This is a genomic window from Streptomyces arenae, from assembly GCF_022343545.1.
Taxonomy (GTDB): Bacteria; Actinomycetota; Actinomycetes; order Streptomycetales; family Streptomycetaceae; genus Streptomyces; species Streptomyces humi.
On record NZ_JAKQYH010000033.1, the window covers coordinates 37,517 to 64,405 of the forward strand.

Here is a 26,889-nt window from a genome sequence, read left to right on the forward strand (position 1 = left end):
GAAGGGTCACACGCGCTCCCCGGACCGGTAGCGCTCGGCGAGCCACTGGTTGAAGCGGACCAGTACCGCCTCGGAGGGGGCGTAGCGTCCGCGAGGAGCGAAGCGGGAGTGCATGCCGCGCTGTACGCCGGTCCAGGCGAAGACGTCCTCGACCATGACCTCGGCCAGGTCGTCCTTCTCCATCTGCCAGATCTCCTTGAAGTCGGGCAGGTCGAGCGTGGACTGGGGATAGAGCCATGTGGCGGCGAAGACGGAGCCGGTGGGGCCGGTGGGCAGCCACAGGAAGTACTTGACCTTGTCGGGCAGGGCGATGATCAGCAGGTTCGGCATCACCGTGACGTACAGGAGACGGCTCTGCTGCTCCTCGTCGAGGCCGGGCAGGACCGGCAGCAGGACCTCACCGGTCCGGGTGGGCGAGGCGCCGGGCGCACGGCCGATGATCTCGTAGGCGATGATGCCGTTGTCGACGTTGTTGAGCGGGGTGTCGTAGTCGATACGTTCGCTGGGTGTGGGGTACATCGGGTTCCACGTCTTGGCGTGGAGGTGGGCACAGTGGTAGCACTCGTCGGCGAAGATCTTCCAGTTCCAGGCGTACTCGTCGAACTCCTGCGGTTCCGCGCTGCGCAGGTCCGCGATCTTGTACGGCGCCAGCTGCTCGGCGAGATGGCCGAGACGTTCGGCGACTGGGGGGATGTCCGGGTCGAAGGTGATGAAGACGAACCCCTCCCAGACCTCGGAGCGGACCTCGGGCAACCTGACCTCGGATTTGTCGAAGCTGGGGTGGTCGTTGAGGTCGGGGGCGGATTGCAGGGCGCCATCGAGGCCGTAGACCCAGGAGTGGTAGGGGCAGCGGAACCGGCGGGAGTTGCCGCGGCCTTCGACCAGGGGCATCGCGCGGTGGCGGCAGAGCGCGGAGCGGACATGGACCTCGCCGTCGGCGCCGCGGACCACCATCAGCGGGTCCTTGTCGACGGTGACGGTGTAGAAGTCGCCGGCCTTGGGGATGTCGGTGGCCCGACCGATGCAGAACCAGTCGCGGCCCCAGAGCACTTCCTGCTCGAACTGGTAGAACTCGGGCGACGTGTAGCACTCGGGCGGCAGGGACACGGCGTCGTCGACGCTGCCGATGCTGGCGTCGAAGAGGTGGGCGGGTATGGGGGACTTCATGGCTGGCAGGCTCCTCGGGGTGCGAAGTGGTGCGACGTCGGCGGGTGTGCCGTTCCGCTCAGGGCGTCCAGTACGGGCGGTAGGCCGCCGGCTCAGGCCAGGGCGGCGATAAGCGCGCGCATCCAGGGGCCGAGGTCGCGCGGAAGGCGTGCGCTGATCAGGTTTCCGTCGGCGACGACCGGCTCGTCCTTCCAGTTGGCGCCCGCGTTGGCGAGGTCGTCCTTGATCGCGGCGACACTGGTGACGGAACGGCCGGGCAGGATGCCCGCGGAGGCCGCGACCCAGCCCGCGTGGCAGATCAGGGCGACAGGGCGGCCGGAACGGTCGAAGGCACGCACCAGGTTGAGCACGCGGGCGGAGCGTCGCAGCAGGTCCGGGGCGAATCCGCCGGGGACGACCAGCGCGTCGAAGCCGGCCTCGTCGGCGTCGTCGAACGTGATGTCGACGGGGTGCGGGTACCCACTCTTGCCCTTGACGAGCGTGGTGGTCGTACCGGCGACGAGCACCACGGCGCCTTCCTCGCGCAGCCGGATGACGGGGTAGAGCAGTTCCGACTCCTCGAAGTAGTCGGCGGCGAGGACGAGGATCTTCTTGCCCTGCAGTGACATGGAGACGTCTCCCGTGCGATGGCGCTACGTGGCGCGGAACGAGGCGGGGACCCCCGCCTCTCGACGTGCCACCGACGTTCTCTGGCACTGAACATTTATGTTCAGTGAGTGGAAACACTCTGTCAAGAGCCATCACACGGAAAAGCCGCAGATCGACCACCCGGGACAACACGTCGGATACCCGGGACGACAAAGGCGGGCCCCCGGGATCCAGGGGGCCCGCCACGGGCGAAAACACAGGGAGGACGACGCCGGCGGGCGCCCGTTCAGGGGCGCGCTCCCGGATCGGCCAGGGAGAACCAGGCCGCGCGCGCCAGGCCTTCACCCTCGTTCCAGAGGCGGTGCGGGAGCGTCGAGTCGAAGGCGACGGAATCACCGGGTCCGAGCACGAACCGCTCGAAGCCGATCTGCAGGTGCAGGTGCCCCTCCAGCACGAGCCCGTACTCGCGTCCGGCATGGCGGATGAACTGCCCGCCGGGCGCCGACCCTGCCCCGACCTCGTAGACGATCTCCCGGAAGTCCACCCCGTGCTCGGTGCTCGGGGTGAGCAGCTCCCAGCGCATGCCGCTCTCGATCTCGATCGCCCTGCGGGTGGCCGCCCGCTGGACGAAGCGCTCCTCCCCCGGCACGACGGCGACAGCCCTGGCATCACCCGTGGCGTCGCCGGTTCGGGCTGCAGGAGCGGCACTCGCCGAGGCACGGCCCACAGCGGGGGCATTGGCACCGGCCCCCCCACGGCCGCCCGCGAGCCCCTCATCACCTTCCTGGAAGAGGCCGTCCATGGACAGGCCCAGCTCGGCCACCATGGAGTACAAGACGCTGACGGAAGGTGCGGCGAGCCCCCGCTCGATCTGCGAGACGTGACTGGGCGAGCAGCCAAGCCTGCGCGCGAGTTCTCTCAGGCTCATGCCGTTCTGCTCGCGGGCGGTTCGCAGGCGTGGGCCCAGCGCGGCGCCCCGACCGGACCCGCCCGCCGCAGAGCTCTCGGCAGCTGCGTCATGGGTGCTCATGACAGGTGAGCGTACAGGGATGGCGGACATAGCCTGAAGCCTGCGGCGAACGTGCACCAGCTATTGACATTGTGTTTTGTCAACATGAACACTCGGCACGCTTGCTGCCGGACTGCTCCATCCGTCCCGGCGATCCCCATATCTGCTCATCTGCCCCGGTGCATGGACCCGCCTCCCACAAGCCGCCGGCAGAACCCATCTCCCGGAGTTGCGTATGGCGACAACGTCGATCATCGACGACAGCCCGCTGTCCTCCTTTCACAGACGCCTGCTGATGCAGTCCTCCGGCGGTCCCTTCCTCGACGGCTGGCTGCTGAGCATCATCGGCATCGCCCTCGTCGGAATGACCACCGACCTGCACCTCAGCAGCACGGAGCTGAGCCTGGCCGGAGCCGCCGCGCTCATCGGTATCTTCATCGGCGGCCTGGTCTTCGGCCGGCTGACCGACCGCATCGGCCGAGAGCTGATGTACACCGTCGACCTGATCGTCCTCGTCGTGGCCTCGGCGCTGTGCGCCTTCGTCACCGACGGTTGGCAGATCATCCTGCTGCGCCTGGTCATCGGTCTGGGCATCGGCGCCGACTACCCGATCGCCACCGCACTGCTGGCCGAGTGGCTGCCGGCGAAGAAGCGCGGCGCCATGCTCGGTTCCCTGGTCGTGGCCTGGTTCCTCGGGGCGACCGCCGCCACCTTCCTCGGCTTCGGCCTGACCGCCTGGCTCGGCGAGGAGGCCTGGCGCTGGATGCTGGCCAGCGCGCTGGTGCCCGGCATCATCATCCTGTGGCTGCGCGTCGGCACACCCGAATCGCCCCGCTGGCTGGTGTCGAAGGGGCGTATCGCCGAGGCGGAGGCCGTCGTCCGCAAGGTGTACGGGCCGGACGCCGACGTCTCCGGGCTGGCCCGGACCGAGGCGGCCACCGGCCCCGCTCCGGGCTTCCGCGCCCTGCTCAGCGGCGAGTACCTGCGGCGCACCGTCTTCTGTGGCCTGATGTACCTGTGCGGTGTCACCCCGCTGTTCGCCATGTACACCTTCGGCCCGTCCATGCTGGAATCGTTCGGCCTGGGCGAAGGCAACCTCAGCAACTTCGGCTACGCCATGATCAGTCTGCTGTTCCTCATCGGTTGCCTGCCGCCACTGCGCTGGTGCGAGACCTGGGGCCGCCGGCCACTGGTGATCTGGTCGTTCTTCCTGATGGTGATCCCGTTCCTGATACTCGGGCTGGTGCCGACCGGCCCGGCGGTACTGGTGATCGGCGCGTTCTGCCTCTACGCGCTCGCCTCCGGCGGCCCCAACACCCTGGAGTGGTCCTACCCGAACGAGCTGTTCCCCACGGAGATCCGGGCGACGGCCATGGGCCTGATCACAGCGGTCAGCCGGATCGGCGCGGCGGTCGGTACCTACCTGCTGCCTCTTTCCCTCGACCACCTGGGCGCCGGCCCCACCATGCTGTTCGCCGCCGCGCTCACCGCGGTCGGCTGGCTCGTCTCGGTCGCCCTGGCCCCCGAGACACGGAACAAGTCACTGAGCGAGACCAGCAGCATCGCGTCCTCCACCGCGGACCGCGCCGAGTCGGCCGCCGTCAACCCGACCCCCGCGGGAGAACACCATGACTGAACATGCCGCCGCTCCCGGCACGACGGACACCGAGCACAACGCCCCGCCTCACACGTACTCGCTGGTCGAGGCCGCGAGGGCGCTGTCAAAACGGGAGGTCACCGCGTCTGGGCTGCTGGAGTCCTGCCTGCGCCGCATCGACGAGCGCGAACCGGCCGTCGGAGCCTGGGAACACCTGGACCGCGAACAGGCCGCCGCCCGCGCCCGCGCCCTCGACGCGGGACCTGCGACCGGGCCACTGTACGGAATCCCCGTCGGGGTGAAGGACATCATCGACACCTGCGACCAGCCCACCCGGTACGGCTCGGAGATGTACCGCGGACATCGGCCGACCGCCGACGCGTGGATCGTGCGTCGGCTGCGCCAGGCCGGGGCCGTCATCGTGGGCAAGACCGTCACTACGGAGTTCGCCTACTTCTCCCCCGGAAAGACCGCCAACCCCCGCCGTCCGGAACACACCCCGGGCGGCTCCTCCAGCGGATCGGCCGCGGCAGTCGCCGACGCCATGGTCCCGGCGGCGCTCGGCACGCAGACGGCAGCCTCCGTAATCCGGCCCGCCGCGTACTGCGGAGTCGTCGGTTTCACGGCGACACCGGGGACCTTCCCGCTCGCGGGCATCAAGGGGCTCAGCCACACCCTGGACACGCTCGGCCTGCTGGCACGTGAGGTACCGGACGTGGCGCTGCTGCGGGCCGCCCTCCTCAGAAAGGCGCCGGTACCGGTGACGGACGTCTCTGCGCCGACCCTGTTCGTCTGGCGTGACACCGGGCTCGGCCCGACCGACCCCGCGATGGATCGTGCCCTCGACGAGGCGGCGCACGCAGCCGCCCGCAGCGGTGCCAGGCTGCTCGGCATCCGTTCCGGACTGCCGTCCCTGCCGGATGTCGCGGAGGTTCACGCGACCGTGATGACCTACGAGGCCGCGCGCTCGCTCGCCGTGGAACGGGAGCGGCCGGAACTGCTGAGCCCGCAGCTGCTGGAGCTGCTCAGCGCCGGTGACCGGGTGAGCCGCGAGCAGTACCTCACCGCGTTGGAGGACGCGTCCGCCGTACGCCGTCAGCTGTGGGAGCGCCTCTACGGCGTCGACGCGGTGCTGCTACCCGCCGCACCGGGCCCGGCGCCACACGGTCTCTCGGCGACCGGAACACCCGTCTTCAGCAGGCCGTGGCAGGTGATGGGGCTGCCCGCGCTGACGGTGCCCGGTCTGGCCACATCGGACGGGCTCCCGCTGGGCGTGCAACTGGTGGGCCGCCCGGATGACGACGAGCGGCTGCTGGCGGCCGGGGCCTGGCTGGAGCGGGCGCTGCGGCGTACGTGAGCCTGCGCGTGCCGGGGACTCGCCCTGGTGTGAACCGCTGCCGCGGTTCACACCAGGGCGATCTGCGTTCGGGGACACCTGCGCCCGTCTTGTCTCCATGGCACGCCTCTGCCTGTCCCGGCCTGAGCCGGGACAGGCAGGAACGCGGCGCGTCAGAACTCCCCGTGAACGGCCTCTCCGTCCACCAGGGTGAGAAGCGGCTTGGCAGCGCTGACCTCTTCGACGCCGATGAGCGGCCGGTCGAGGACCACCAGGTCGGCCTGGCGTCCGATGGTGAGCGTGCCGACCTCGTCGTCCATGTGGTTGGCGTAGGCCGAGCCCGCTGTGTAGGCGTCCAAGGCGACGTCGAGGTCAAGGGCATGCTGGGCTTCGAGCGGGCGGGTGAAGACTCCGTCGCCCACGGCGTGCGGGTCCTGGCGGGGGCCGAGGCGGGTGACGGCCGTGTAGATGGCCCAGAGGGGGTTCGGGTCGCTGACGGGCCAGTCGCTACCCATGGCCAGGCGGGCGCCGGTCGCCTTCAGCTCCTGGAACGGGAAGTGCCTGCTCTCCCGTTCGGATCCGAGGAGCGGGAGTTTGCGCTCGACGATCTCCTTGTCACGGCGCGCCCACAGGGCCTGGATGTTGGCGATCACGCCGAGCTCGGCGAAGCGGGGAATGTCCGCGGGGTCGACGACGTCCAGGTGGGCGATCTGGTGGCGGTTGTCGTGCCCGAGGCCGGCGTTCCGGGCGGCTTCGAGGGCGTCGAGGCACTCGCGTACGGCCCGGTCGCCGACGGCGTGCATGTGGATCTGGAAGCTGCGGTTGTCCAGCTCGCGGCAGATGTCCTTGAGCTCCTCCGGGTCGATGAAGGACATGCCGGTATCGGCGCCGTGGTGGACGTCCCCGGCGTAGGGCTGGAGCATGGCAGCCGTGCAGTTCTCGCACATGCCGTCCTGCATGACCTTGACCGTGGTGGCGCGGAACCGCCCGACGCTGCCGGACGCGCGCCGTTCCTCGAGCGAGTCGAGCTGGCCGAGGCCTTTCTCGGCGGCCCACCACAGTGCGCCGACGACCCGGGCGGTGAGCCTGCCGTCGGCGGCGAGGCGCCGGTAGATCGGCAGCGGGTCGGGCATTCCGAACATGGGCCCGACGCAGGCGTCCTGCCAGCTGGTGACGCCCATGGCATGCAGGTGGGCCTGGGCGGCGAGCAGGGCCTGTTCCGCGAACTGGTCGTCGATCGGGGGCAGCAGGTCGGTGACGAGGTCTCCGGCCCGTTCGGCCAGGAACCCCGTCGCGACGCCGTTCGCGTCACGGTTGATGCGGCCGTTGGCGGGATCAGGTGTGCCGTCGTCGATCTTGGCGAGGTCCAGGGCCTTGCTGTTGGCCCAGACGCCGTGGGCGTCGTGGCTGAGGAAGACCGCGGGGCGGTCGGGAACGAGTTCGTCCAGGATCTGCCGGGTGGGCAGTCCGCCGGGGAAGGTGTCGCCGTACCAGCCGGTGCCGTTGATCCACTCCTGGTCGGGGTGGCTGTCGGCGTAGGCGCGGATGGCCGTCCGGTAGGCGTCCAGGTCGTGCGGCTGGCGGGACAGGTCGCAGGAGAGGAGTTGCACGCCCGAGGCGAGCGGGTGGACGTGGGCGTCGGTGAAGCCGGGCAGTACGGTGGCGCCGCCCGCGTCGATGACACGGGTGCCTGGGCCGGCCAGGTCCAGCAGAGGCTCGCGGTCGAGGGCGGTGATGCGGCCCTGGGTGATGGCGAGGGACGTGATGCCCGGCTCGGGAGAGCGGATTCCGGCGTTGACGATGACGGTGTCGGGATGTGTGCTGGTCACGGTGGAGGCCTTTGCTGGATGTCGGGTCAGGCGGTGACGGGCAGGTTGGAGTCGGTGGCGAGGGTGCGTCGTGCGACGAGCCAGTAGAGCCCTCCGCTGACGGCGAGTCCGACCAGCCAGGCCAGGTCGATGCCGCCGATCGCGGTCGCCACCGGACCGACGTACATCGGAAGGACCATGAACGGGATTTGCACCAGCAGTCCGACGGCGTAGACGCCGAGCGCAGCCACGTTCCAGGTGCCGTACGGGCCGCCGCCGGGCGTGAAGAACGCGGCGACGTCGTAGTGCCCGTCTCGGATGATGAAGTAGTCGACCAGGTTGATGGACGACCACGGCACCAGTATGTAGAGCAGGACGGTCAGGAAGTTGGTGAAGGACGTGATGAATCCGTCCGAGGCAGCCAGCGCGACGGTCACACCGATCACGTGCAGTACGCCGGAGGTGATCAGCCGTGCCCGTACGCTGGGGCGCCATCCGGGTCTGAAGGTCTCCATGACGGTGAGGGTGTTCAGCACCGCGCAGTAGACGTTGCCCGCGTTGCCGAGCGCCGAGGCGCCAGCAAAGGCGAGGAGGATCGCGGTGGAGAGGCCGCCGGTGAGGGAGGCGAGGCCGCCGATCACGTCGCTGCCCGTGGCCACGGCTCCGACGAGGCAGCCGAGCGCCAGGACGAGGACGGAACTGATCACGCTGCCGCCGTAGGTGGCCCAGAAGGCGGAGCGCGCTCCGGAGCCGGACGGCATGTAGCGGGAGTAGTCGGAGACGTAGGGGGCGTAGGCGATCTGCCAGACCGCGCCCACCGCGATCACGGAGACGAAGCTGGTGACGGAGAAGTGCCCGGCGCTCAGTGCGCCGGAGGGTACCCCGGAGACGAGGATCCAGGTGAAGGAGGCGACCACCAGCAGGCCGATGACGACCGCGCTGACCGTGATGACGAGCTTGATCAGCTTCAGCCCGACGGTGGTGATGGCCATGCTGACGACGGCGGCCGCGATGAGGGCGACGACGGGGTCGACGGCGGGCAGGACGCCGTTCAGGGACTGCGCTCCGACCACGAGGTTGGAGATGTAGAAGCCCATGAACATCACCCAGGCGACCAGCGCGATCAGTGCGGCACCCTTGGTGCCGAACTGGCCACGGGCCTGGATCATCTGCGGCACCCCGAGCTGCGGCCCCTGGGAGGCGTGCAGAGCCATGAAGACACCACCGACCAGGTTGCCGATCAGGAGTGCGAGCACAGCGACGCCGAAGGGCAGCGCGAAGAGCGTGGTGGCGAGAGCGCCGGTGATGACGGTGAGGGGCAGCATGTTGATGCCCAGCCAGATCCCGAAGACGCCCCGCGCGGAACCGGTGCGTTCGGATTCGGGGATGGGACCGATGGTGTGCTGTTCGAGCACGCCCGCGGCATCGGGGGTTTCCGCGGGGCGGGGTTGCGGTGGCACCGTGGTGACCGGGGTTGGACCTTCAGTCGTCATTGGCTGTGCCTTTCACTTTCGATTCTCGGGGATGCAAAGGTGAGCCGGCCTAGGGGTGCGGCTTGCCAGTACCGGCGGCAGGGACGGATGCCGTCCGGCGGGCCGTGATGACGCCGAGGGCACCGATGGCTGACAGGACGGCGACGGTGCCGAGGGTGAACGCCTCGAAGGCGTTGCGGGAGACGCCCCAGGCGTCCTGGAAGTCGTAGTCGATGCCGAAGAGGTGTTCCAGGACTCCGGGGAAGAGCGCGGCCCAGGATCCGATCAGGATCCAGGTGTAGACCAGGGCCGCGCAGACCATGAAGCCTCGGTTGCCGAAGGGCACCCGGTAGGGCCGGGGCACCTCGGGTCGGCGCAGCCGGAGCACGACCAGGGCGGGGACGACCACCAGGTAGGAGAGCAGCAGTGTGGTCACGGCGACGGTGAGGACGACGGTGAACACCGCGGCGGCGTCGCCGTTCGCGAGCTGCATGGCGACGAGCATGAAGACGGTGGCCACGACGCCGGACAGGAGGTTCGTCCGTACGGGGGTGGACAGCCGGGGGTGGAAGGCACCCAGCCGGCGGGAGAAGAAGCCGCCGTCGGCCGCGGCCATGGCCTGCATGCGGTCGCTGACGATCATCCAGGCACTGCCCTGGGTCAGGAGCGCGAAGACGAACAGCACGGCGGTGAGCGTCAGCAGGGGTCCCGCCGCGCCGCCGTAGACGCCGAAGACCAGCCGGGCGCCCTCCATGAAACCGCCGATCCCGGTGACCTTGCCCGCGGGTACGACGGCCAGCAGCGCCAGCACCGGCAACAGGTAGCAGCAGGCGGCGACGGTCGCGGAGCGCCCGAGGGCGGCCGGTACGTCGCGCTGGGGGTCGTGCATCTCCTCGCCCGCGGCGTTGGGGGCCTCGAAGCCGACGTACGCGAACAGCAGGATCGGCACCAGGGCGAGGAAGCCCCCGGTGGTCGGGGTGAACCGGGCGTCCGTCAGACCCTGGAAGCCGTGTTCGACGCCGTAGAGGACCGCGGTGAGGGTGAACAGCGTGAGGGCGAGGACCTTCACCGCGGCACCGGCGGTGGTGATCCACTTGCCGCGGCGCAGCGAGACGACAGCGGTGAGGATCGCGGCCCAGACGAACAGCAGCTTGAACGCGTAGTCGGTGAACGTGCCCGAGCCGAGATGGAAGACGAAGCCGTCCCAGGTCTCGGCGGCCAGGAAGACCAGGGAACCGCCCAGCCAGATGGGGTTGGTGACCCAGTAGAACAGCGTGGTGAGCGCCGCCACCGGACGTCCGAAGGCGAGCTTGACCCAGACATACGGGCCGCCCTCCTGCGGGAACGCGGCGCCGGTCTCGGCGAACAGCAGGGCGTAGGGGATCAGGAAGAACACGGCGATGACGGCGGTCCAGGTGGCGGCCTCGCCGCCGCCGGTGGCTATCTGGCCGACGGTGTCGAAGGAGATGACCGCGGCGATGGCCATGGCCGTGATGTCGAAACGCTTCAGGCTGCGCCGCAGCGTGGTCTCGGCAGAAGAGACGTGTGGGTCCGCGGAGGAAACATCAGAGGACACGGGCAGTTCCTAGAACGGGAGAGGGGACTGCGGGAAGGCGCGTGCGGGCGCGGCGACGGTGTGGGGCCGTGTCGGATGGTGCGGTGCGGGGAGGCCCGGCGCCGGGCCGGGCCTCCGGGCGGGGTCAGGCGGAGCGGATCGCGCCGGTGGCGTCGGTGCGCTCCAGGACCGACCTGAGAGCGGAGGCCACTTCCCTGGCCTCGGCCTCGGTGATGATCAGCGGCGGGGACAGCACCAGGCTGTGCCCGGAGTCACGGACGATCACCCCGGTCTCACGGCGGATGACGTCGTGCGGCATCCGCTCCGGGTCCAGCGGCAGGGGAACCCTCGTCTCGCGGTCCTCCACCAGTTCCACCGCGAGCATCATCCCGACCGACCGCACCTCACCGACGATCGGCAACTCGCCCAGTTGGGACTCCAGTTCCGCGGTGAGGAAGGCGCCGATGCTGGTCGCGCGGGCCAGCAGGCCCTCCTTCTCGATGATGTCGAGGTTGGCGAGGGCGACCGCGGTGGCGACGGGGTGCCCATTGTAGGTGTAGCCCATCGGGAAGCCGTGGTCACGCAGCAGCACTTCGGCGACCTGGTCGCCGGCCAGCACAGCACCCAGCGGAACATAACCGGAGGTGATGCCCTTGGCGGTGACGATGAGGTCCGGGGTGACGCCGAAGTACTGGGCGGCGAACCACTCGCCGACGCGGCCGTAGGCGGTGACGACCTCGTCGAAGATCAGCAGGATGCCGTGCCGGTCGAGGACCTCGCGGACCCGCGGCCAGTAGTCGGCCGGCGGGACCAGCATGCCGCCGACGCCCATGATCGGCTCGCCGATCATCGCGGCGATGTTCCCGGCGCCGATCTCCGCGATGCGCTCCTCCAGTTCGCGGATCAGGAAGTCGGTCGGGTCCTCGCCGCCGTACAGCTCCGTGCGGTAGGGCCACGGCGGGGTCAGGTGCGAGACGTGCGGCATCATCGGAGCGAAGCCCTCGTGGTAGACCGGGAAGCCGGTGGCCGAGCCGCCGCCGTAGCCGATGCCGTGGTAGGCCTTGCTGCGCGCGAGGATCCAGGTGCGGTTCGTGTCGCCGCGACGGTGGTGGTAGTAGCGGGCCATCTTGATGGCCGCCTCATTGCCCTCCGAGCCGCCCGAGGTGAAGTACACGTGGTTCAGGGGGTCCGGCGCGATCTGAGCGAGGCGGGCGGCGAGCTCGATGGCGCGGTCGTTCGAGAACTCCCAGAAGCTGGTGAAGTACTCCAGCTTCTTCATCTGCTCGTGGGCGACGTCCGCCAGGTCGGCACGGCCGTGGCCGATCTGGGCCAGCCACAGGCCGCCGGTCGCGTCGAGGTAGGAACGGCCCTCGGAATCGGTGAGCCGACAACCCGAGCCCTCGGTCATGATGACGCGCTCGGCGGCGGTGCCCGGCAGGTAGGGGTGGATGATGTGGGCCCGGTCCAGGCCGGTCAGGCGCGCGGTGTCGAGGGTCATGAGAATTGCGTCCTTTTGCTGGGTGACGGTGCGGGTGCTGCGGGGGGGCAGTTGCCGGCCTCCCGGTCAGCCGTAGTTGATCCAGGTGGTCTTCAGGCCGGTGTACTTGTCGAAGGAGTGCAGGGAGAGGTCGCGGCCGTGGCCGGACTGCTTGAAGCCGCCGAAGGGGGTGGCCGTGCTGAGCGCGTCGACGGTGTTGACGGACACGGTGCCCGCCCGCAGGGCGTCGGCGACGCGGTGGGCGCGGCCGAGGTCCCGGGTCCACACGGATGCGGCCAGGCCGTACGCGGAGTCGTTGGCGAGGCGCACGGCCTCGGCCTCGTCGCGGAAGGGCACCACGGCCAGCACGGGTCCGAACAGTTCGTCCCTCACCAAAGGCGCGTCCGGGGCGAGTCCGGTGACGACGGTGGGGTTGACGTAGGCGCCGTCCAGATCCGGGCGGCCGCCGCCGCAGACTATGGTGCCGCCCGAGCGCGCCACGGCCGCGAGGATTCGCTCCACCTGGGCTTCGTCGACCAGCGGTCCGAGCCGGGTCGCCGGGTCCAGCGGGTCGCCGGGCAGCCAGCCGCGGGCGTGCTCGGCCACCCGGGCCGTGAACTCCTCGGCGACGGAGGCCTCGACCAGCAGCCGGGTGTTGGCCGAGCACACCTGCCCGGCGTTGTAGACGAAGCCCCAGGCCGCCTGTTCCGCGGCCGCTTCCAGGTCGGCGTCGGCGAAGACCACGTTGGGGCTCTTGCCGCCGGCCTCGGGCCAGACCGGCTTCATGTTCGACTCGGCCGAGTAGGCCAGGAACCGCTTGGCCACGGCGGTCGATCCGGTGAAGGCCAGGGCGTCGACGTCCGGGTGCAGCCCCAGGGCACGGCCGGCCGTCTCCCCCAGCCCCGTCACCACGTTCAGGACGCCGACGGGCAGACCGGCCTCGACGGCGAGTTCGGCCAGCCGCAGCGCCGACAGCGGGGACTGCTCGGCCGGCTTCAGCACGACGCTGTTGCCGGCGGCCAGGGCCGGCGCGAGCTTCCAGCTGGCGATGTCGAGGGGGAAGTTCCAGGGCACGACGGCTCCGACCACGCCGAGCGGGGCGCGGCGCACCAGGGCGAGGTTGCCGGGCGGGGCCGGGGCGACCTCGTCGTAGACCTTGTCCAGGGCTTCGGCGTACCAGGCGAACACACCGGCGGCGCCGGGTACGTCGGTGCCGTGGGACTCCGCGATCGGCTTGCCCATGTCGAGGGTGTCGCAGAGCGCGAGTTCCTCGCTGTGTTCCTCGATCAGGCGGGAGAGGGCGAGCAGGATCCGCTTGCGCTCGGCCGGGTCGGTGCGGGACCAGCGGCCGTCCTCGAAGGAGGCGCGGGCCGCCGACACGGCGCGGTCGACGTCGGCCGCCGTGCCGGCCGCCACCTCGGCGGTGGTCTTCCCGGTCGCCGGGTTCACCGTGGGCAGCCACCCGCCCTCGGCCGGGTCGCTCCACGCTCCGTCGATGAACAGTCGGGTGCGTGGCGCGAAGTCGGCGGCAGCCTGCCGCCAGTGCGAGTACGTCGTCATGCTGAGGCCCTCATAGCGTCGGGGACATAGAACGAGCCGATACCTGACCGGATCGCGTGTGACCTGCGCTGTCTCGGCGGCACCGCCTCGAAACAACAGGTGGGACAACGGCTGGGCGAACCCTTGGTGATCATCGCCACACCGGTTTCTTTGAGTCGAGATTCAAACAACGAGTGAACGTGACGTCAATGCTCCCGCCACAAACTTCTTGCGGGAACCGTCCCGAGTAACAGAGAATTAACCGCTATGGGGAAACCTGGGAGACCACGCAATCAGACGGCACGCCGGGAGGCCCTCGTCTCCGCCGCGGGGCGCGCCATCACCCAACGGGGCCTGGAGGGCTTGCGGATCAAGGACATCGCGGACGCGGCAGGCGTCTCCCAGGGCTCGGTGCTCTACTACTATCCGGAGCTCAGCGATCTCGTCCTGGAAGTACACCGGGAAGCGGTCGAGAGCTACCTGGCCTCGCGGCAGGAGGCCTACGACAGCGCACCCGCCACAGATCCGGCGGCGCGGTTGCTGGCCCTGCTGCGAAGTGGCCTGCCAACCGTGGCGGACGATCCCGTGCACGCGCTGCTGTACGAACTCCACCGGCGGGCCGGCCGCAGCCCTGGCCACGCGGAACTGATGGCCTCGCTGTTCAGCCGGGAGGTCGCCCTCTACACGACCGCGCTGGAGGTGGGCGCGGCTGTCGGGATCTTCACGCTCGCGGGGAACCCCCGGGATCTGGCACACGGACTGGTCGCGCTCGAAGACGGATACGGGCTGCACATGATCAGCCACAACGCCGCGCTGAAGCTGGAGAGAACCCACGAACTGCTGCGTGCGCAGGCGCGCATGGTGACCGGGCACGCCGAGCTGTAGCAGGGGCATCGGTTCAGGGCATGCGGTTCACGTGTCGACGACAGTTCCGGAGACTGTCGACTTCCATGCCGCTGGGGCCGCGTACACGGACTCGTCGACCGACCAGGGAGATCCGTCCGCGCGCCGCAGGCGCCGGATCCGTCAAATCGTCGCCGCAGGCCCATCCGGGAAAGGGTCGGACGGACCTGTCCCCGCCGAGCGTGATCGGCTCGCCCCGGTCGCCGGGCTAGGCGACCGGGGCGAGCCTCACCGCTGAAGGCCGGGTACCCCCCTACCCGTCCAGCGTCCGCCGGGCCGTGGCCCGCGCTTCCTGGGGGTCTTCCGCCGCGAGTGCGGCCCGGGCGGCCTGCCTGCACCCGTCCACAGTGACCTGTCGGAGCCGAGCCCGTACGTACGGGAGGGCCGTCGGCCCCATCGACAGACTCGTCACTCCGAGTCCGACGAGTACGCAGGCGAGATCCGGGTCGGCGGCCGCCTCACCGCAGACACCACAGCTCTTGCCCGCTTCGCCGGCCGCCCGCGCGGCAGCGGCGATCAGGTCCAGCAGCGCGGGCTGCCAGGGGTCCTGATACCGTGCCAGGGCACCGGTCTGCCGGTCGGCCGCGAACGTGTACTGGGCGAGATCATTGGTGCCCAGGGAGAGGAAGTCGGCCTCGTCCAGGATGGCCGCGGCCCGCAGCGCTGCCGATGGGATCTCCACCATCGCGCCGGCCGCGGTCTCCAGCCCGGCCTCGCGGCAGGCCTGGGTGAAGGCGGCCGCGTCGTGCCGGTCGGCGATCATCGGCGCCATCACCTCCAGCCGTACCGGCAGTCCCTCGGCTGCCTTGCGCAGTGCCCTGAGCTGGGTGGCCAGTACACCGGGGTGTTCCAGCAGGGTGCGCAGCCCTCGGACGCCGAGCGCCGGGTTGGGTTCGTCGGCCGGGGTGAGGAAGCCGAGGGGCTTGTCCGCGCCCGCGTCCAGGACCCGCACCACCACACGCTGTTCGGGGAAGGCTTCCATGACAGACCGATAGACCTCGGTCTGCCGTGCCTGTGACGGCGCCCGTTCGCTGTCGTCCAGGAAGAGGAACTCGGTGCGGAAGAGGCCGACGCCCTCTGCTCCGGCCGCGCGGGCCGCCGGCACGTCCGCGGGACCGCCGATGTTGGCCAGCAGCAGCACCCGATGGCCGTCCGAGGTGCGCCCGGGACCGTCGGTCGCGGCCAGTGCGGCGTCCCGCTGCCGTGCGAGTGCCTGCAGTTGTTCCCGGGTGTCCGCCGCAGGGGCGATGACCACCTCGCCGGTACGGCCGTCGAGCGCGACGGTGACGCCTTCGGGTGTCTTCGTGGCGCCGCGCAGGGCCACTACGGCGGGTACGCCCATCGCTCTGGCCAGGATGGCGCTGTGGCTGGTCGGTCCGCCCTCCTCGGTGACGAAGCCGAGGACCAGCGCCGGGTCGAGCAGTGCGGTGTCCGCCGGTGCCAGGTCGCGGGCGAAGAGTACGTAGGGCTCGTCGCTGTCGGGGACTCCTGGCATCGGCACATCCAGCAGGCGTGCCACGATCCGGTCGCGTACGTCGTCGAGGTCGGTGATCCGGCCGGCCAGGTAGTCGCCGGCCTGGGCGAGCAGGGTCCGGTAGCCGTCGAAGGCGTCGTACACGGCGCGGGCGGCGCTGTTGCCGTCGGTGATCCGCCGTGCCGAGTCGGCCAGCAGTTCGGGGTCCGTCGCGATCAGGGCCTGGGCCTCCAGGACTGCTTGGGCCTCGCCGCCGGCCCGGTGGCCGCGCTCGTCGAGGTCCGCGGCCACCGTCCGTGCGGCCCGCTCGGCCCGTGCCCGCTCGGCCTGCACTGCCTCGGCCGGGATCCGTACGGCGGGCGGCTCCAGGACCGCGGTGCCCATGTGCCGTACCGGACCGATGGCCATGCCTTGGCTGACGCCTACTCCGTGCAGGTGCTGTTCCATGAGGGGCTGTCCGCCTCCCGCTTCCTCGTTCGCGTTCTGTTGTGCTTGTTGTGCTTGTTGTGCGGCTGGACGCAGGGCGGGCCGCCGGGTAGTGCCCCGGCGGCCCGCTCCTTTTCGCGTGTCGGCTAGTCCGTCTCGGTGCTGAGGAGCGCCGCTACTTCGGCCAGGGCCGCGTCGGCGTCGTCTCCTTCCGCGGTCAGCAGCACGGCCTCGCCGTGCGCGACGGCGAGGCCCAGGACGCCCAGGAGACTGCGGGCGTCGACCTGCCGGTCTCCTTCGCGGCCTATGGTGATCCGCGCGGACAGAGTGGCCGCCTTCTTGGCGAGCAGGGAGACGGGGCGGGCGTGCAGTCCGCTGCGCGAACCGACGACAACGGTGGTCTGGGGCATGCTGCGTTGAGCCTTCTGGTGTCGGGAGGGTGTGCCCTGGGGGCGGGTGCGGAGCGGTCCGGTGTCAGAGGTCTTCGCCGTTGGAAGCGATGACCTTCTGGTACCAGGCGAAGCTGTCCTTCTTCCGCCGCCGTCCGGTGCCGTGGCCTAGGTCGTCGAGGTCGACGTGGATGAAGCCGTAGCGCTTGGTCATCTCGGACGTGGAGGAGCTGACGATGTCGATCGGGCCCCAGGGCAGGTAGCCGAGGAGGTCGACGCCGTCGCGGACGGCTTCCTTCATGGTCTCGATGTGTGCCTTGAGGTAGGCGATCCGGTACGGGTCGTGGACGGAGCCGTCGGCTTCCACGGTGTCGCGGGCGCCGAGTCCGTTCTCGACGATCATCAGCGGGATGTTGTAGCGGTCCTCGTACTCGTTGAGCGCGATCCGCAGCCCGTCGGGGTCGACGATCCAGCCCCACTCGGAGGCTTCGAGGTGCGGATTGGCCACCTCCTTGGACGCGACGGGCCAGCCGATGTTGTCGGCGAGACGGGTACCGTCCTGCACCACGAACGAGCTGTAGTAACTCAGCGTCAGGTAGTCGATGGTGTTCTCGCGCAGCTGGTCCAGGTCGGCCCGGGTGATCTGCAGGTCGATCTCCCGGTCGGCCAGCAGCCGGCGGAACGAGGCCGGGTAGGCGCCGCGGACCATGACGTCCGAGAACAGCAGCGAGTCCTGCGTGAGCTGCTGGGCGGCGAGCACGTCCCGGGGCGCGGTGGTGCGGGGGTAGGCCCGCATGTCGAGCAGCATCGAGCCCATCCGGGCCGAGGGGTTGTAGCGGCGGCCGAGACGCACGGCGCGAGCGTTGGCCACCAGCTGGTGATGGACCCCTTGCCACAGCGCGGTGGGGAAGTCGTCCTCGTCGTCGGCGAGGAGTCCGAGCGTCAGGTAGGGGTCGAAGTAGACCGTGTTGATCTGGTTGAAGACGATCCAGTACGTGACCTTCTCGGCGTAGCGCTTGAGGACGGTGTCGGCGAAGCGCTCAAAGAAGTCGAGGACGGCTCGGTTCTTCCAGCCGCCGTACTCGGTCACCAGGTACAGGGGCATCTCGTAGTGGGAGAGCGTGACCACCGGCTCGATGCCGTGCTTGCGCAGTTCGTCGAAGAGCCGGTCGTAGAAGGCCAGGCCCGCCTCGTTGGGTTCCTGCTCGTCGCCGTTGGGGAAGACGCGGCTCCAGGCGATCGAGGTGCGGAAGGCCTTGATGCCGAGCTCGGCCAGGAGGGCGATGTCCTCGGGATAGGTGTGGTAGAAGTCGATCCCGGTCCGCTTGGGGTAGGCCGCCGCCCGGTCGGCGAGACCGTCCTCGATCTGGCTGCGGGAGCGGATGATCTCCAGGTGCTCGTAGCCGTCCGCGGGCAGGAACGGGACGACGTCCTCGATGGACAGACCCCGGCCGTCCTCCTGCCACGCACCCTCGGCCTGGTTGGCGGCGATGGCGCCGCCCCACAGGAAGCCGTCCGGCAGACCGTTCACCGCTGCGCCCAGTGCCCCGCTCACTTGGACTCCCCCTTCGCTTCCAGGGCGGTCAGTCGCTGGTCGACCTTGGCGAACAGGCGGACCAGGTGCTGGGCCAGGCCGTGCTCGGTCATGATCGTCATCAGGGTGTCCTGGGCATGGGCGAAGAGCAGGGAGTGGGCGGTCTGCTCCCCTCGGGCCTCGGCCTGGACGATGGCCGTCTGGGCCTGGTGGGCGCGGGTGAGGTCGGCCTTGGCCTCATTCAGCAGTTGCTCGGCGGCGGCGTTGTCACCGTCCTCCAGAACAGTGAGAGCCTGCCGGACCTGGGTTCGTGCGTTACCCGCGTGGAGAATGATCTGCATGGCCACTTCGGCCAGGCGCTCGGATTCCGCGGTCGTCATGTCGGTGTTGCTCGCTTCCGTGTGCCGGCGCATGACTGCGCGGCAAGGTGTTTTATGCGGTAGGGATGTGGGCTCGCTGCGGGACCGAGAGAAGCTACGCCGGGTCGGCAGCCGTCGCCACAGGCTGTTCGGCGTCTTCGTGCTCGGTCTGTTCCTTGCGCCATTCCTGCAAGTCGTAGACGCGGAAGAAGGGGAACCAGATCAGCGTGGTCAGGGCCAGCAGGCCGATGACGACGAGTACGCCGCCCAGGTTGCTGGTGATGAAGGTGCTGATGGGGTATGGCAGGTACCAGATCGTGAAGACCTTGGAGGGGACCTCCGCGAGACCCGTCCGGAACGCGAACCAGGTGACGAGGGGTACCACGAGCGAGATGATCCACATGGGCACCATCAGGAGCGGGTTGTAGGCGATGGGGGCACCGAAGACCACGGGCTCGTTGATGTTGAACAGAGACGGCACACCCGTGGCCCGCCCGATGATCCGCAGCCGCTGGGACTTCGCGAAGAACGACATGAGGATGGTCAGGCCCATGGTGAAGCCGATACCGCCCCAGGCGTCGAAGGCGACGATGGCCACTTCCTGCGTCTGGATGTGGGTGGCCGGGTGCCCGGCGGCGACGGCCGCCGCGTTCTCGTTGATGGCCTGGAGCCACACGGGGAGGATCACGGGCATGACGAACCAGCCGCTGATCCCGAACGAGTAGAGGAAGGAGATGGCGAACGACAGCAGCACGTAGCCCCAGAAGGATCCTGCGATCGTGCCGAGCGGGGAGAGCGCTGCCGTGATCACGTCGAACACGTCGATCTTCAACGGGTAGACCAGTGCCCAGGCTGCTGCGGTCAGGCCGAACAGGGGCAGCAGTGAGTCGAACCAGTTGATGATGAAGCTGGGCAACGCGGTGTCGTCGTCGAAGAAGCTGTGCCGTGCGACCAGGTGCATCACCAGGGCCACGAACAGACCGCCGATGATGGCGACGAACATGCCGGCGGAGCCGAACCGGTCGAAGTCCAGGACGAGCGTGTCCCCGTGCGGCCTGACGGGCCCCAGCATCAGGAAGATCCCGATCGAGGCCAGCCCGGCCAGGACCTTCTGCGAGGAGTGCTTCTTCTTCTCCATCAGCGTGTACGGGATGAGGAAGGCGATGTAGAGGCCGATCACCCCGAAGGTGAAGTCGCTGATGCGGCTGAGCGAAGGGACCGCGTCGCTTACTCCCGGGATCAGCGTCACCAGGGTGATCAGGGATCCGACGAGGATGAAGGGGATCGAGGCGAGGACCGCGGTCTGGACCGAGGCGAACCAGTCGTTGCTGGTCAGCTTGTTCACTCTGGGCGTGAACGAGTCACGCAGAAAGCGAATGAGGGTTTCCATCGTTTGCTTTCCTACTCGGGAGGTCGGTCACCGGGCCTGCGGCGCCAGGGAGAGAGCCAGCTCGAACGCCGCGGCACCGTCCAGCGCCCCGTAGATCTTCTGATCGATCAACGCGGTCTTCACGCCGTGGGCCTGGGCCTGCTCGCTGAGCTGCGCGTAAGCGTAGGCGAGGTGCGGTCCGACGAGAAGAACGTCCAGCCCGGCCAGGTGCTCGGCCAGCTCGGTCTCGCTGCGCGCGTCGATGCGGGCCTCGATCTTCTTGGCCTTGGCGGCTTTACGCATGCGCTGAGCGATGAAGCCACTGGACGCTCCGGAGCCGCAGACGATGAGAATGCGCATGACGAATCCTTCAGGTTCAGAGGGGGCGATGAGCCCGATTCGGCAGCCGGTGAAGGGACTGTCACGGCCGCATGAACACAGCGTTGCCGAGAGAGGAGCCGACGAGCCAATAGGCAACTTTCCGCCAGCCCGGAAGATCACGCCCCGACGCCGCCGGACCGTTCGCATCCATAGATCTTTTGCCTCCGGGGCGGAAAATTGTCTCGCTCCCCGCAGCCGCTCCGGGTGCTTAAGCTGGAGAGCCGTTTTCAGCCACGGTGCACCCCACCCCGTACGAGAAGGAGCCGGTGGCCTCCAAGGCCGCCGCCTTGGAGTGACCTGAAGTGAGTGAAGACCGCCCCTCCGCGCTCCTCGCCTTCCTCCAGCGGGCGGGCACCACCGTGCCGGCCGCGAGCGCGGCCCGCGCCCTCGGGGTGACACCCCGCAGCATCCGCAACTACGTCACCCGGCTCAACGCCCTGGCGAGCCCTCTTCGCCTCATCGAGTCGACCGCCGCCGGATACCACCTCGACGAGGAGGCATACGCGGCATTCCAGCTCAGCCGACAGCACCGCCGTCCGGCCGGCAGCCCCCGCAACCGCCACAACGCCCTCATTCGCAGGCTCGCCGACACACCCGACGGTCTCGACGTCTACGCCCTGGCTCAGGAACTCCACGTCAGTGACGCGACGCTGGAAGCCGATCTGGGCAGAGTGCGACGCCATCTGGAGTCCTTCCGGCTGCAGCTGCGGCGCTCGGGGCACACGGTCCGCCTCGAAGGCGACGAACGCGACCGCCGCAAGCTGCTGAGCGCCCTGTTCCGGGAGGAGGCCACTGACGGTTTCCTCTCCTTCGACCGCATCCGCGCCGCCTACCCCGACCTGGACCTGCCCGGTTTCCGCGCGGAGCTGCTGACACGCTGCGAGGAGGCCGACTACGTCGTCAGCGAGTTCGCCCTGAACGACGTACTGCTGCACATCGCCATCGCGGTGGACCGCAGCTCGCAGGAGACCGGAGCCACCGCACAGCCGGACTGCGACGACCACGCCACCGGCGCACGGAGCGAGATCGCAGACGCCGGCGACGAGGACGACGGACCAGCCGACCTCCTCATGTCCCTGCTCACCCAGTGGTTCGGCACACGCCTGCCCGTACCGGACATCGGCCATCTCTCGGCGCAGCTGGAGGTGAGGGCGCTGACCGCACCGCGCGCCTCAGCGGCCACGGCGAACGCCGCGCGCGAGGTGTCCGTCGTGCGCGAGGTGGCGGCCCGCGCCGAGGCCGAGTACGGCGTCGACCTGGGCTCCGACGACTTCATCGGCCGGCTGGCCCTGCATCTGCACAGCCTCCTGGAGCGAGGCAGGCAGGGCCTGTGGAACCGCAACCCTCTCGCCGACTCCATCAAGACCACCTATCCCCTGATCTACGAGCTCGCGGTCTACATCTGCCGGGAGATCCAGCGCGCCGAGGGGGTGCGCTTCACCGAGGACGAGATCTCCTTCGTGGCCATGCACATCGGGGCGCACCTGGAAGTGCAGGCGGCACAGTCGGCGAGGCTGAACACGGTGGTGGTGTGCCCCGCCTATCACGAGGTCGCCACCGGGCTGCGGGACCGTCTGCAGCGCGAGTTCGCTCCCCATATCGACATCACCGGCCTGATCACACGGCTCGACAAGGTCGAGGCCGTCGACGCGGAGCTGGTGATCTCGACTGTGCCGCTGCCCGGTCTCCCCGCCCCGGTGGTCGTGGTCAACCTGTTCCCGACGTGGAAGGACGTCGGGGCCGTACGCGCCGCCGTGGCCCGTACGTCCCGGCACCGCAGGCTCGCGACGGCGCCGCACCGGTTGCTGGACTTCCTCCAGCCCGATCTCTTCGTCCGCGACCTCGCGGCGGACAGCGCCGAAACGGCCATCCGCGCGCTCGGTCGGCTGCTGCTCGACGCCGGTGCCATCGACGAGAGCTATCTGGAGAGCGTCATGGAGCGGGAGGCGCTGTCCTCCACGGCGTTCGCCGACGGGTTCGCCGTCCCCCACGCGACCGGCATGAGCGCCAAGCGCTCGGCCATCGCGCTCGCGGTCAACGACAGGCCGGTCCCGTGGGGCGGAAAGCGGGTCAACGTGATCGCGCTCATCGCGTTCAGCTCCGTCGACCGCTCCCTTTTCCGCCCCGCTTTCGAAGAACTCACCGAGGTCCTGGGGGAACGCAGCGCGGTGGAACGCCTGGTCCGAACCGCCACCGACTACACCGCCCTGGTCACCGAACTGGAAGCCATGCTGCCGACCGGCTGACGCACCGGGCAGCAGGCCCTCTGCGCACACCAGCCCTCGCATCCTGCTGCTGCGGGGCTGGCGGTTCCTCAGAGCGGGAACTCGTCGTTCGTGAGGTCCAGCGGCATAGGCCTCGCCGTCTCTGACACCTCCGTCCAGATCGTCTTCCCGGTCGGGGTGTAGCGCGTGCCCCAGCGCTCGGTCATCTGCGCCACGAGGAAGAGTCCCCTGCCTCCCTCGTCGTCCATCCCGGCCCGGCGCAGATGCGGGGAGGTGTGGCCGCCGTCCGACACCTCGACGATCAGCTCGTCCTCCCTGATGAGGCGCAACCTGACCGGGGAGCCGCCGTATCTGATCGCGTTGGTGACCAGTTCGCTGACGACGAGCTCGACGACGAACGTCGTCTCGTCCGCCACACCCCATTCGGCGAGCTTGTCCCGGGCCGACGACCGGGCATCGGCCACCTCTCCGGGGTCCGGGGGGATCTCCCAGGTGGCGACGAGGTGCCCGGGCAGCACGTGGGTGCGCACGAGGAGGAGGGCCGCGTCGTCCGCGGGAGGTCCGGGGAGCAGCTCGGCGACGACACGGTGGCAGATCTCCTCCAGCGGGCCGGTCCCGGAGCGGGACAGGGCGTCGCACAGGTCGCGGATGCCGGAGTCGATGTCACGTCGGCGGCGGCTCTCGACGAGTCCGTCGGTGAACAGGGCGAGCATGCTGCCCTCGGCCAGTTCGAAGTCGACGCTCTCGAAGGGGAGGCCGCCGACGCCCAGCGGTGGCCCTGCGGGGACGTCCACGAGTTCGGTGTGGCCGTCGGGCCCGAGCAGTACCGGGGGCGGATGGCCGGCGCGTGCCATGACGCAGTGCCGGTTGACGGTGTCGTAGATGGCGTAGAGGCAGGTCACGCCGAGGGCCCGGTCCTCCGCACCGGCCTCTGCCGAGGACGCGGTTCCGGCCCGTACGACGAGGTCGTCGAGGCGGCTGAGCAGTTCGTCCGGGGGCAGATCGAGCGCGGAGAGGCGGCGACGGTGGTGCGCAGCCGCCCCATGGTCGCCGCGGCGCTCATGCCGTGTCCCGCCACGTCCCCGACCACCAGTCCCACCCGGGCGCCGGAGAGCGGAATGACGTCGTACCAGTCCCCGCCGACGCCGGCCGGACCCTGGGCGGGCAGATAGCGGTGGGCGACCTCGATGCCGGCGGGCCGGGACAGGGTGTGCGGCAGCAGGTCTCGCTGGAGCGTCAGCGCGGTGGCGTGTTCGTGGACGTAACGGCGTGCGTTGTCGAGGCAGAGCGCGGTACGGGAGGCCAGCTCCACGGCGACCGGGATGCTCTCGGCGTCGAAGGGGGTGCGCGGCGCCGTACGCAGGAAAAGTGCCACGCCGAGGACCGTGCCGCGGGCCGTCAGCGGCAGGGCCAGCGCACCGGTGACAGGGTCCGTGACCTGCGCGGCCGAGGCCAGGCAGCGTTCACGCACGGCGTTCAGGGAGGCCGCGAAGTCGCCGACCGTGGTGTCCCGTGCCCGTCCGGCAACGCGCAGGAGACCCGGGTCCTGCGCCCGATGGGCGGCGGGCGGCTCCTGGCCGCTCAGTACGGGTTCCAGCACGTCCACGGTGAGCGCGTCAGCGAACTCGGGGACCACCAGTTCCGCCAGCTCGTCGGCCGTGCGGCGGATGTCCAGGGTGGTACCGATGCTGCCGCTGGCCCGGCTGAGCAGTGCCAGGTGGCGCCGCATCGCGTAGCGGTCGGTGATGTCCAGGCCCGCCTCGCAGATTCCGATGGGCTGTCCGGCATCGTCCTCCAAGCGGAAGTAGGACAGCGACCACACGTGCGGGTGATCAGGATCGCGGCGCGTCGTGCTCTGATAGAGGACTTCGGTCACCGGCTCGCCGGTGCGCAGTGCCTGGCGGATGGGCCGTTCGACATCCTGTACGGCGTGGCCGTCCTCGCTGAGCAGCACTCCATCCGGTAGCGCCTCTCGCAGTCTGCGTCCGACGACGTCCGCCAGCCCATGGCCGAACTGGTCTTCGATGGCAGCGTTGATCCAGCGGATCCGGATGTCCATGTCGTAGACGGCGAGCATGATCGGCGACTGGGTGTAGAGCCCTGCCAGTACAGCCCGGTCGATGGCACGCCTGCGTAGCCGCTCGACTTCCATGGCCACCATCAGCCACATGACGGCGTCCCTCCCCTGAGAAAGCGGGAGCAGGCACAAGGCCATCGGCACCGCGTGGCCGTCGCGGTGGCGGACGGAACGGATGACGTATGTCCCCGATGTCTGCGCGATCTGTGGCGCGGCGTCGGTCGCGAGCGGGCCGGCTTCGCTGAGGGGCTCGTCCAGAATGTCGGCGACAGGATGGCCCACGGTCTCGTCCGGCCGGTAACCGAACAGCGCCTCGGCCTGTCGGCTCCATCCAGCAATCCGCATCCGGCGGTCGAGTACGGCGGTCGCCCGCCCTGCCATCAAGGAGCTGGGACCGACGTCCGGCGTGCGGCTTGTGACGTGGGGTTTTACGAGACCTCTCATCGCCGGTTCCGTGCCTGTCGCAAGACTCGTCTGGTGCATTCACTGTACTGCCGGACGCCGCTCCCGCATGGTGACGGAGTGGGGCCGCCTCTCGATGTCCGCTCCCGCGCTGCCCGCGTCCGTCACGCACTGCGTCACCACAGCCTCGCGCAGTGCCAGGCCGTCGCCGAGGCGGTACTCGCCGCCCGAACCACCGCCGAGGCCGGAGACACAGCCCGTGCTCTCGCCGACGCGGAGCTGGTCGCACGCCTCGGTCTCCGAACGCCCGGCATCGTGTGCCGGCGCTGCCGGTACGTATGTGCCGCCGCGGCCGGTTGCGCGGCGGCACACGCGATGGGCCTGGTCACGCGGGCGTGCCGAGGGCCAGCGGGACGTCGGTCGCCGCGCGGACGTCGTCCTCCGTGACGCCGGGGGCGGTCTCGACCAGCAGCAGTCCGGCCGGGGTGACGTCGATGACCGCGAGGTCGGTGATGATCCTGTCGACGACATGCAAACCGGTGTAGGGCAGTGTGTTCTCGCGCAGGATCTTCGGGCTGCCGTCCTTGGCGGTGTGCTCCATGAGCACGATCACCCGGTGGGCCCCGTGCACGAGGTCCATGGCCCCGCCCATGCCCTTGACCATCTTGCCGGGCACGGCCCAGTTGGACAGGTCCCCGTGCTGGGAGACCTGCATCGCACCGAGCACGGCCACGTCCAGGTGCCTGCCGCGGATCATCCCGAACGACAGCGCGGAGTCGAAGAAGGAGGCACCGGGCTGGACGGTGACGGTCTCCTTGCCGGCGTTGATCAGGTCAGGGTCGACGGCATCGGGGGTCGGGTAGGGGCCGGTGCCGAGGATGCCGTTCTCGCTGTGCAGGACGACGTGCACACCCCTGGGCAGGTGGCCCGGTATCAGGGTGGGCAGGCCGATCCCGAGATTGACGTACTGACCGTCGCGCAGTTCCGCGGCAGCACGAGCGGCCATCTGTTCACGCGTCAGGCTCATCGGGAGGTCCCCACGGTCGGTTCGCCGGTGTGACCGGTGACGGTGATCTTCTCGATGCGTTTCTCGACGTCGGGCGCGTGCACGACGTGCTGGACGAACACGCCGGGCATGTGCACGTGGGCGGGATCGATCTCGCCCGGCTCGACCAGAGCCTGCACCTCGGCGATCGTGACCCGGCCAGCCATGGCGCACAGCGGGTTGAAGTTCCGCGCGGAGCTGTCGAATACGAGGTTGCCGTGCCGGTCGCCCACCGCGGCGGCGACCAGGGCGAAGTCGGTCACGATGGCCTCTTCGAGGACGTGGTCGACACCCCGGAAGGAGCGCACCTCCTTGGCCGGTGACGCCACAACGACCGAGCCGTCCGGCGCGTAGCGCCACGGCAGCCCTCCGTCGGCGATCTGACTGCCCACGCCCGCAGGGGTGTAGAAGGCGGGTATCCCGCACCCGCCGGCCCGTAGGCGCTCGGCCAGCGTGCCCTGCGGACACAGCTCCACCTCAAGCTCACCGGCGAGGTACTGGCGGGCGAACTCCCTGTTCTCTCCGACGTAGGAGCCAGTCACCCGGCTGATCCGCCGATCGGCCAGCAGGAGGCCCAGCCCCCAGTCGTCCACACCGCAGTTGTTCGACACCACCTTCAGGTCGCCGACTCCGAGCCGGTGCACGGCGGCGATGAGGGTGGACGGAATGCCGCAGAGCCCGAACCCGCCGACCGCGAGCGACGCACCTTCGCCGATACCGGCGACCGCCTGCTCGGCGGTGAGCGTCTTGTCCATGT

General features: G+C 69.6%; 22 protein-coding genes and 1 pseudogene. 4 read left to right on the forward strand and 19 right to left on the reverse strand.

The genetic code is table 11. The features are described 5' to 3' along the window. Nucleotides 1–6 precede the first annotated feature (6 nt). From MB828_RS14945 to MB828_RS14955, 3 genes are all read right to left on the reverse strand, one after another. Nucleotides 7–1,167 carry an aromatic ring-hydroxylating oxygenase subunit alpha gene (locus tag MB828_RS14945; protein WP_301648569.1) on the reverse strand — a complete coding sequence of 387 codons (1,161 nt, stop codon included), beginning with the start codon at nucleotides 1,165–1,167 and terminating at the stop codon, nucleotides 7–9. A gap of 92 nt (nucleotides 1,168–1,259) precedes the next feature. Further along, nucleotides 1,260–1,775 (reverse strand): type 1 glutamine amidotransferase domain-containing protein, encoded by a 516-nt coding sequence (locus tag MB828_RS14950; RefSeq protein WP_301648570.1) that lies wholly within the window; start codon nucleotides 1,773–1,775, stop codon nucleotides 1,260–1,262. Nucleotides 1,776–2,041: 266 nt separating this feature from the next. Next, a complete protein-coding gene (locus tag MB828_RS14955; protein WP_301648571.1) occupies nucleotides 2,042–2,785 on the reverse strand; it encodes a helix-turn-helix domain-containing protein in 744 nt (247 codons plus the stop codon). A 214-nt stretch (nucleotides 2,786–2,999) separates the two neighbouring features. Here MB828_RS14955 and MB828_RS14960 point away from each other — a divergent pair, with 214 nt between their 5' ends. Then, nucleotides 3,000–4,400 (forward strand): MFS transporter, encoded by a 1,401-nt coding sequence (locus MB828_RS14960; RefSeq protein WP_301648572.1) that lies wholly within the window; start codon nucleotides 3,000–3,002, stop codon nucleotides 4,398–4,400. Beyond that, on the forward strand, nucleotides 4,393–5,718 hold the full coding sequence (locus MB828_RS14965) for an amidase (RefSeq protein ID WP_301648573.1): 1,326 nt from the start codon (nucleotides 4,393–4,395) through the stop codon (nucleotides 5,716–5,718). The genes MB828_RS14960 and MB828_RS14965 overlap by 8 nt, the downstream gene beginning before the upstream one ends. A gap of 152 nt (nucleotides 5,719–5,870) precedes the next feature. On the opposite strand, the gene MB828_RS14970 is transcribed toward MB828_RS14965, so the two are convergent. The 5 genes from MB828_RS14970 to MB828_RS14990 form a co-directional block, all read right to left on the reverse strand. Continuing rightward, on the reverse strand, nucleotides 5,871–7,526 hold the full coding sequence (locus tag MB828_RS14970) for an amidohydrolase (protein ID WP_301648574.1): 1,656 nt from the start codon (nucleotides 7,524–7,526) through the stop codon (nucleotides 5,871–5,873). A gap of 26 nt (nucleotides 7,527–7,552) precedes the next feature. Then, nucleotides 7,553–8,920, reverse strand: coding sequence for a purine-cytosine permease family protein (locus MB828_RS14975; protein ID WP_301648575.1), 1,368 nt, complete (start codon nucleotides 8,918–8,920; stop codon nucleotides 7,553–7,555). Between the two features lie 127 nt (nucleotides 8,921–9,047). Beyond that, entirely contained in the window at nucleotides 9,048–10,553 is a 1,506-nt protein-coding gene (locus tag MB828_RS14980; protein WP_301648576.1) for an APC family permease, read from the reverse strand. A gap of 124 nt (nucleotides 10,554–10,677) precedes the next feature. Then, nucleotides 10,678–12,030, reverse strand: a complete 1,353-nt coding sequence (locus tag MB828_RS14985; RefSeq protein ID WP_301648577.1) for an aspartate aminotransferase family protein — start codon at nucleotides 12,028–12,030, stop codon at nucleotides 10,678–10,680. Nucleotides 12,031–12,096: 66 nt separating this feature from the next. After that, on the reverse strand, nucleotides 12,097–13,569 hold the full coding sequence (locus tag MB828_RS14990) for an aldehyde dehydrogenase (RefSeq protein WP_301648578.1): 1,473 nt from the start codon (nucleotides 13,567–13,569) through the stop codon (nucleotides 12,097–12,099). 246 nt (nucleotides 13,570–13,815) lie between these two features. Here MB828_RS14990 and MB828_RS14995 point away from each other — a divergent pair, with 246 nt between their 5' ends. Then, complete coding sequence (locus MB828_RS14995) at nucleotides 13,816–14,433, forward strand: TetR/AcrR family transcriptional regulator (RefSeq protein ID WP_301648579.1); 618 nt, start codon at nucleotides 13,816–13,818, stop codon at nucleotides 14,431–14,433. A 271-nt stretch (nucleotides 14,434–14,704) separates the two neighbouring features. Here MB828_RS14995 and ptsP read toward each other — a convergent pair whose 3' ends face one another. The 6 genes from ptsP to MB828_RS15025 all read right to left on the reverse strand — a co-directional run bounded on the left by ptsP (nucleotide 14,705) and on the right by MB828_RS15025 (nucleotide 20,362). Then, a complete protein-coding gene (ptsP, locus tag MB828_RS15000) occupies nucleotides 14,705–16,372 on the reverse strand; it encodes a phosphoenolpyruvate--protein phosphotransferase (RefSeq protein WP_301648580.1) in 1,668 nt (555 codons plus the stop codon). Nucleotides 16,373–16,497: 125 nt separating this feature from the next. Next, a complete protein-coding gene (locus MB828_RS15005; protein WP_301648581.1) occupies nucleotides 16,498–16,761 on the reverse strand; it encodes an HPr family phosphocarrier protein in 264 nt (87 codons plus the stop codon). 64 nt (nucleotides 16,762–16,825) lie between these two features. Beyond that, nucleotides 16,826–18,295: a glycoside hydrolase family 1 protein gene (locus MB828_RS15010; protein WP_301648582.1), complete on the reverse strand. Its 1,470-nt coding sequence runs from the start codon at nucleotides 18,293–18,295 to the stop codon at nucleotides 16,826–16,828. Beyond that, nucleotides 18,292–18,654 (reverse strand): PTS lactose/cellobiose transporter subunit IIA, encoded by a 363-nt coding sequence (locus tag MB828_RS15015; protein WP_301648583.1) that lies wholly within the window; start codon nucleotides 18,652–18,654, stop codon nucleotides 18,292–18,294. Before MB828_RS15015 ends, MB828_RS15010 begins: the two co-directional genes overlap by 4 nt. A gap of 94 nt (nucleotides 18,655–18,748) precedes the next feature. Next, entirely contained in the window at nucleotides 18,749–20,023 is a 1,275-nt protein-coding gene (locus MB828_RS15020; protein ID WP_301648584.1) for a PTS sugar transporter subunit IIC, read from the reverse strand. 27 nt (nucleotides 20,024–20,050) lie between these two features. Beyond that, nucleotides 20,051–20,362 (reverse strand): PTS sugar transporter subunit IIB, encoded by a 312-nt coding sequence (locus tag MB828_RS15025; RefSeq protein ID WP_301648585.1) that lies wholly within the window; start codon nucleotides 20,360–20,362, stop codon nucleotides 20,051–20,053. Nucleotides 20,363–20,685: 323 nt separating this feature from the next. Here MB828_RS15025 and MB828_RS15030 point away from each other — a divergent pair, with 323 nt between their 5' ends. Then, nucleotides 20,686–22,629: a BglG family transcription antiterminator gene (locus MB828_RS15030; RefSeq protein WP_301648586.1), complete on the forward strand. Its 1,944-nt coding sequence runs from the start codon at nucleotides 20,686–20,688 to the stop codon at nucleotides 22,627–22,629. Nucleotides 22,630–22,697: 68 nt separating this feature from the next. Here MB828_RS15030 and MB828_RS46870 read toward each other — a convergent pair whose 3' ends face one another. The 5 genes and pseudogenes from MB828_RS46870 to MB828_RS15055 all read right to left on the reverse strand — a co-directional run bounded on the left by MB828_RS46870 (nucleotide 22,698) and on the right by MB828_RS15055 (nucleotide 26,887). Beyond that, nucleotides 22,698–23,138 carry an ATP-binding protein gene (locus MB828_RS46870; protein WP_430381385.1) on the reverse strand — a complete coding sequence of 147 codons (441 nt, stop codon included), beginning with the start codon at nucleotides 23,136–23,138 and terminating at the stop codon, nucleotides 22,698–22,700. A gap of 51 nt (nucleotides 23,139–23,189) precedes the next feature. Continuing rightward, nucleotides 23,190–25,168 (reverse strand): annotated as a pseudogene (locus tag MB828_RS15040) (SpoIIE family protein phosphatase); the annotation flags it as partial. Continuing rightward, entirely contained in the window at nucleotides 25,169–25,459 is a 291-nt protein-coding gene (locus tag MB828_RS15045) for a hypothetical protein (RefSeq protein WP_301648588.1), read from the reverse strand. A 13-nt stretch (nucleotides 25,460–25,472) separates the two neighbouring features. Beyond that, nucleotides 25,473–26,114, reverse strand: coding sequence for a 3-oxoacid CoA-transferase subunit B (locus tag MB828_RS15050; protein WP_301648589.1), 642 nt, complete (start codon nucleotides 26,112–26,114; stop codon nucleotides 25,473–25,475). Then, nucleotides 26,111–26,887: a CoA transferase subunit A gene (locus MB828_RS15055; RefSeq protein ID WP_301648590.1), complete on the reverse strand. Its 777-nt coding sequence runs from the start codon at nucleotides 26,885–26,887 to the stop codon at nucleotides 26,111–26,113. Before MB828_RS15055 ends, MB828_RS15050 begins: the two co-directional genes overlap by 4 nt. Nucleotides 26,888–26,889 lie beyond the last annotated feature (2 nt).

Bases quoted from the DNA above. Each gene is read 5' to 3' on its own strand.
- MB828_RS14945 (WP_301648569.1), bottom strand. From the start codon at position 1,167: ATGAAGTCCCCCATACCCGCCCACCTCTTCGACGCCAGCATCGGCAGC.
- MB828_RS14950 (WP_301648570.1), bottom strand. From the start codon at position 1,775: ATGTCACTGCAGGGCAAGAAGATCCTCGTCCTCGCCGCCGACTACTTC.
- MB828_RS14955 (WP_301648571.1), bottom strand. From the start codon at position 2,785: ATGAGCACCCATGACGCAGCTGCCGAGAGCTCTGCGGCGGGCGGGTCC.
- MB828_RS14960 (WP_301648572.1), top strand. From the start codon at position 3,000: ATGGCGACAACGTCGATCATCGACGACAGCCCGCTGTCCTCCTTTCAC.
- MB828_RS14965 (WP_301648573.1), top strand. From the start codon at position 4,393: ATGACTGAACATGCCGCCGCTCCCGGCACGACGGACACCGAGCACAAC.
- MB828_RS14985 (WP_301648577.1), bottom strand. From the start codon at position 12,030: ATGACCCTCGACACCGCGCGCCTGACCGGCCTGGACCGGGCCCACATC.
- MB828_RS14990 (WP_301648578.1), bottom strand. From the start codon at position 13,569: ATGACGACGTACTCGCACTGGCGGCAGGCTGCCGCCGACTTCGCGCCA.
- MB828_RS14995 (WP_301648579.1), top strand. From the start codon at position 13,816: ATGGGGAAACCTGGGAGACCACGCAATCAGACGGCACGCCGGGAGGCC.
- ptsP (WP_301648580.1), bottom strand. From the start codon at position 16,372: ATGGAACAGCACCTGCACGGAGTAGGCGTCAGCCAAGGCATGGCCATC.
- MB828_RS15005 (WP_301648581.1), bottom strand. From the start codon at position 16,761: ATGCCCCAGACCACCGTTGTCGTCGGTTCGCGCAGCGGACTGCACGCC.
- MB828_RS15015 (WP_301648583.1), bottom strand. From the start codon at position 18,654: ATGACGACCGCGGAATCCGAGCGCCTGGCCGAAGTGGCCATGCAGATC.
- MB828_RS15020 (WP_301648584.1), bottom strand. From the start codon at position 20,023: ATGGAAACCCTCATTCGCTTTCTGCGTGACTCGTTCACGCCCAGAGTG.
- MB828_RS15025 (WP_301648585.1), bottom strand. From the start codon at position 20,362: ATGCGCATTCTCATCGTCTGCGGCTCCGGAGCGTCCAGTGGCTTCATC.
- MB828_RS15050 (WP_301648589.1), bottom strand. From the start codon at position 26,114: ATGAGCCTGACGCGTGAACAGATGGCCGCTCGTGCTGCCGCGGAACTG.
- MB828_RS15055 (WP_301648590.1), bottom strand. From the start codon at position 26,887: ATGGACAAGACGCTCACCGCCGAGCAGGCGGTCGCCGGTATCGGCGAA.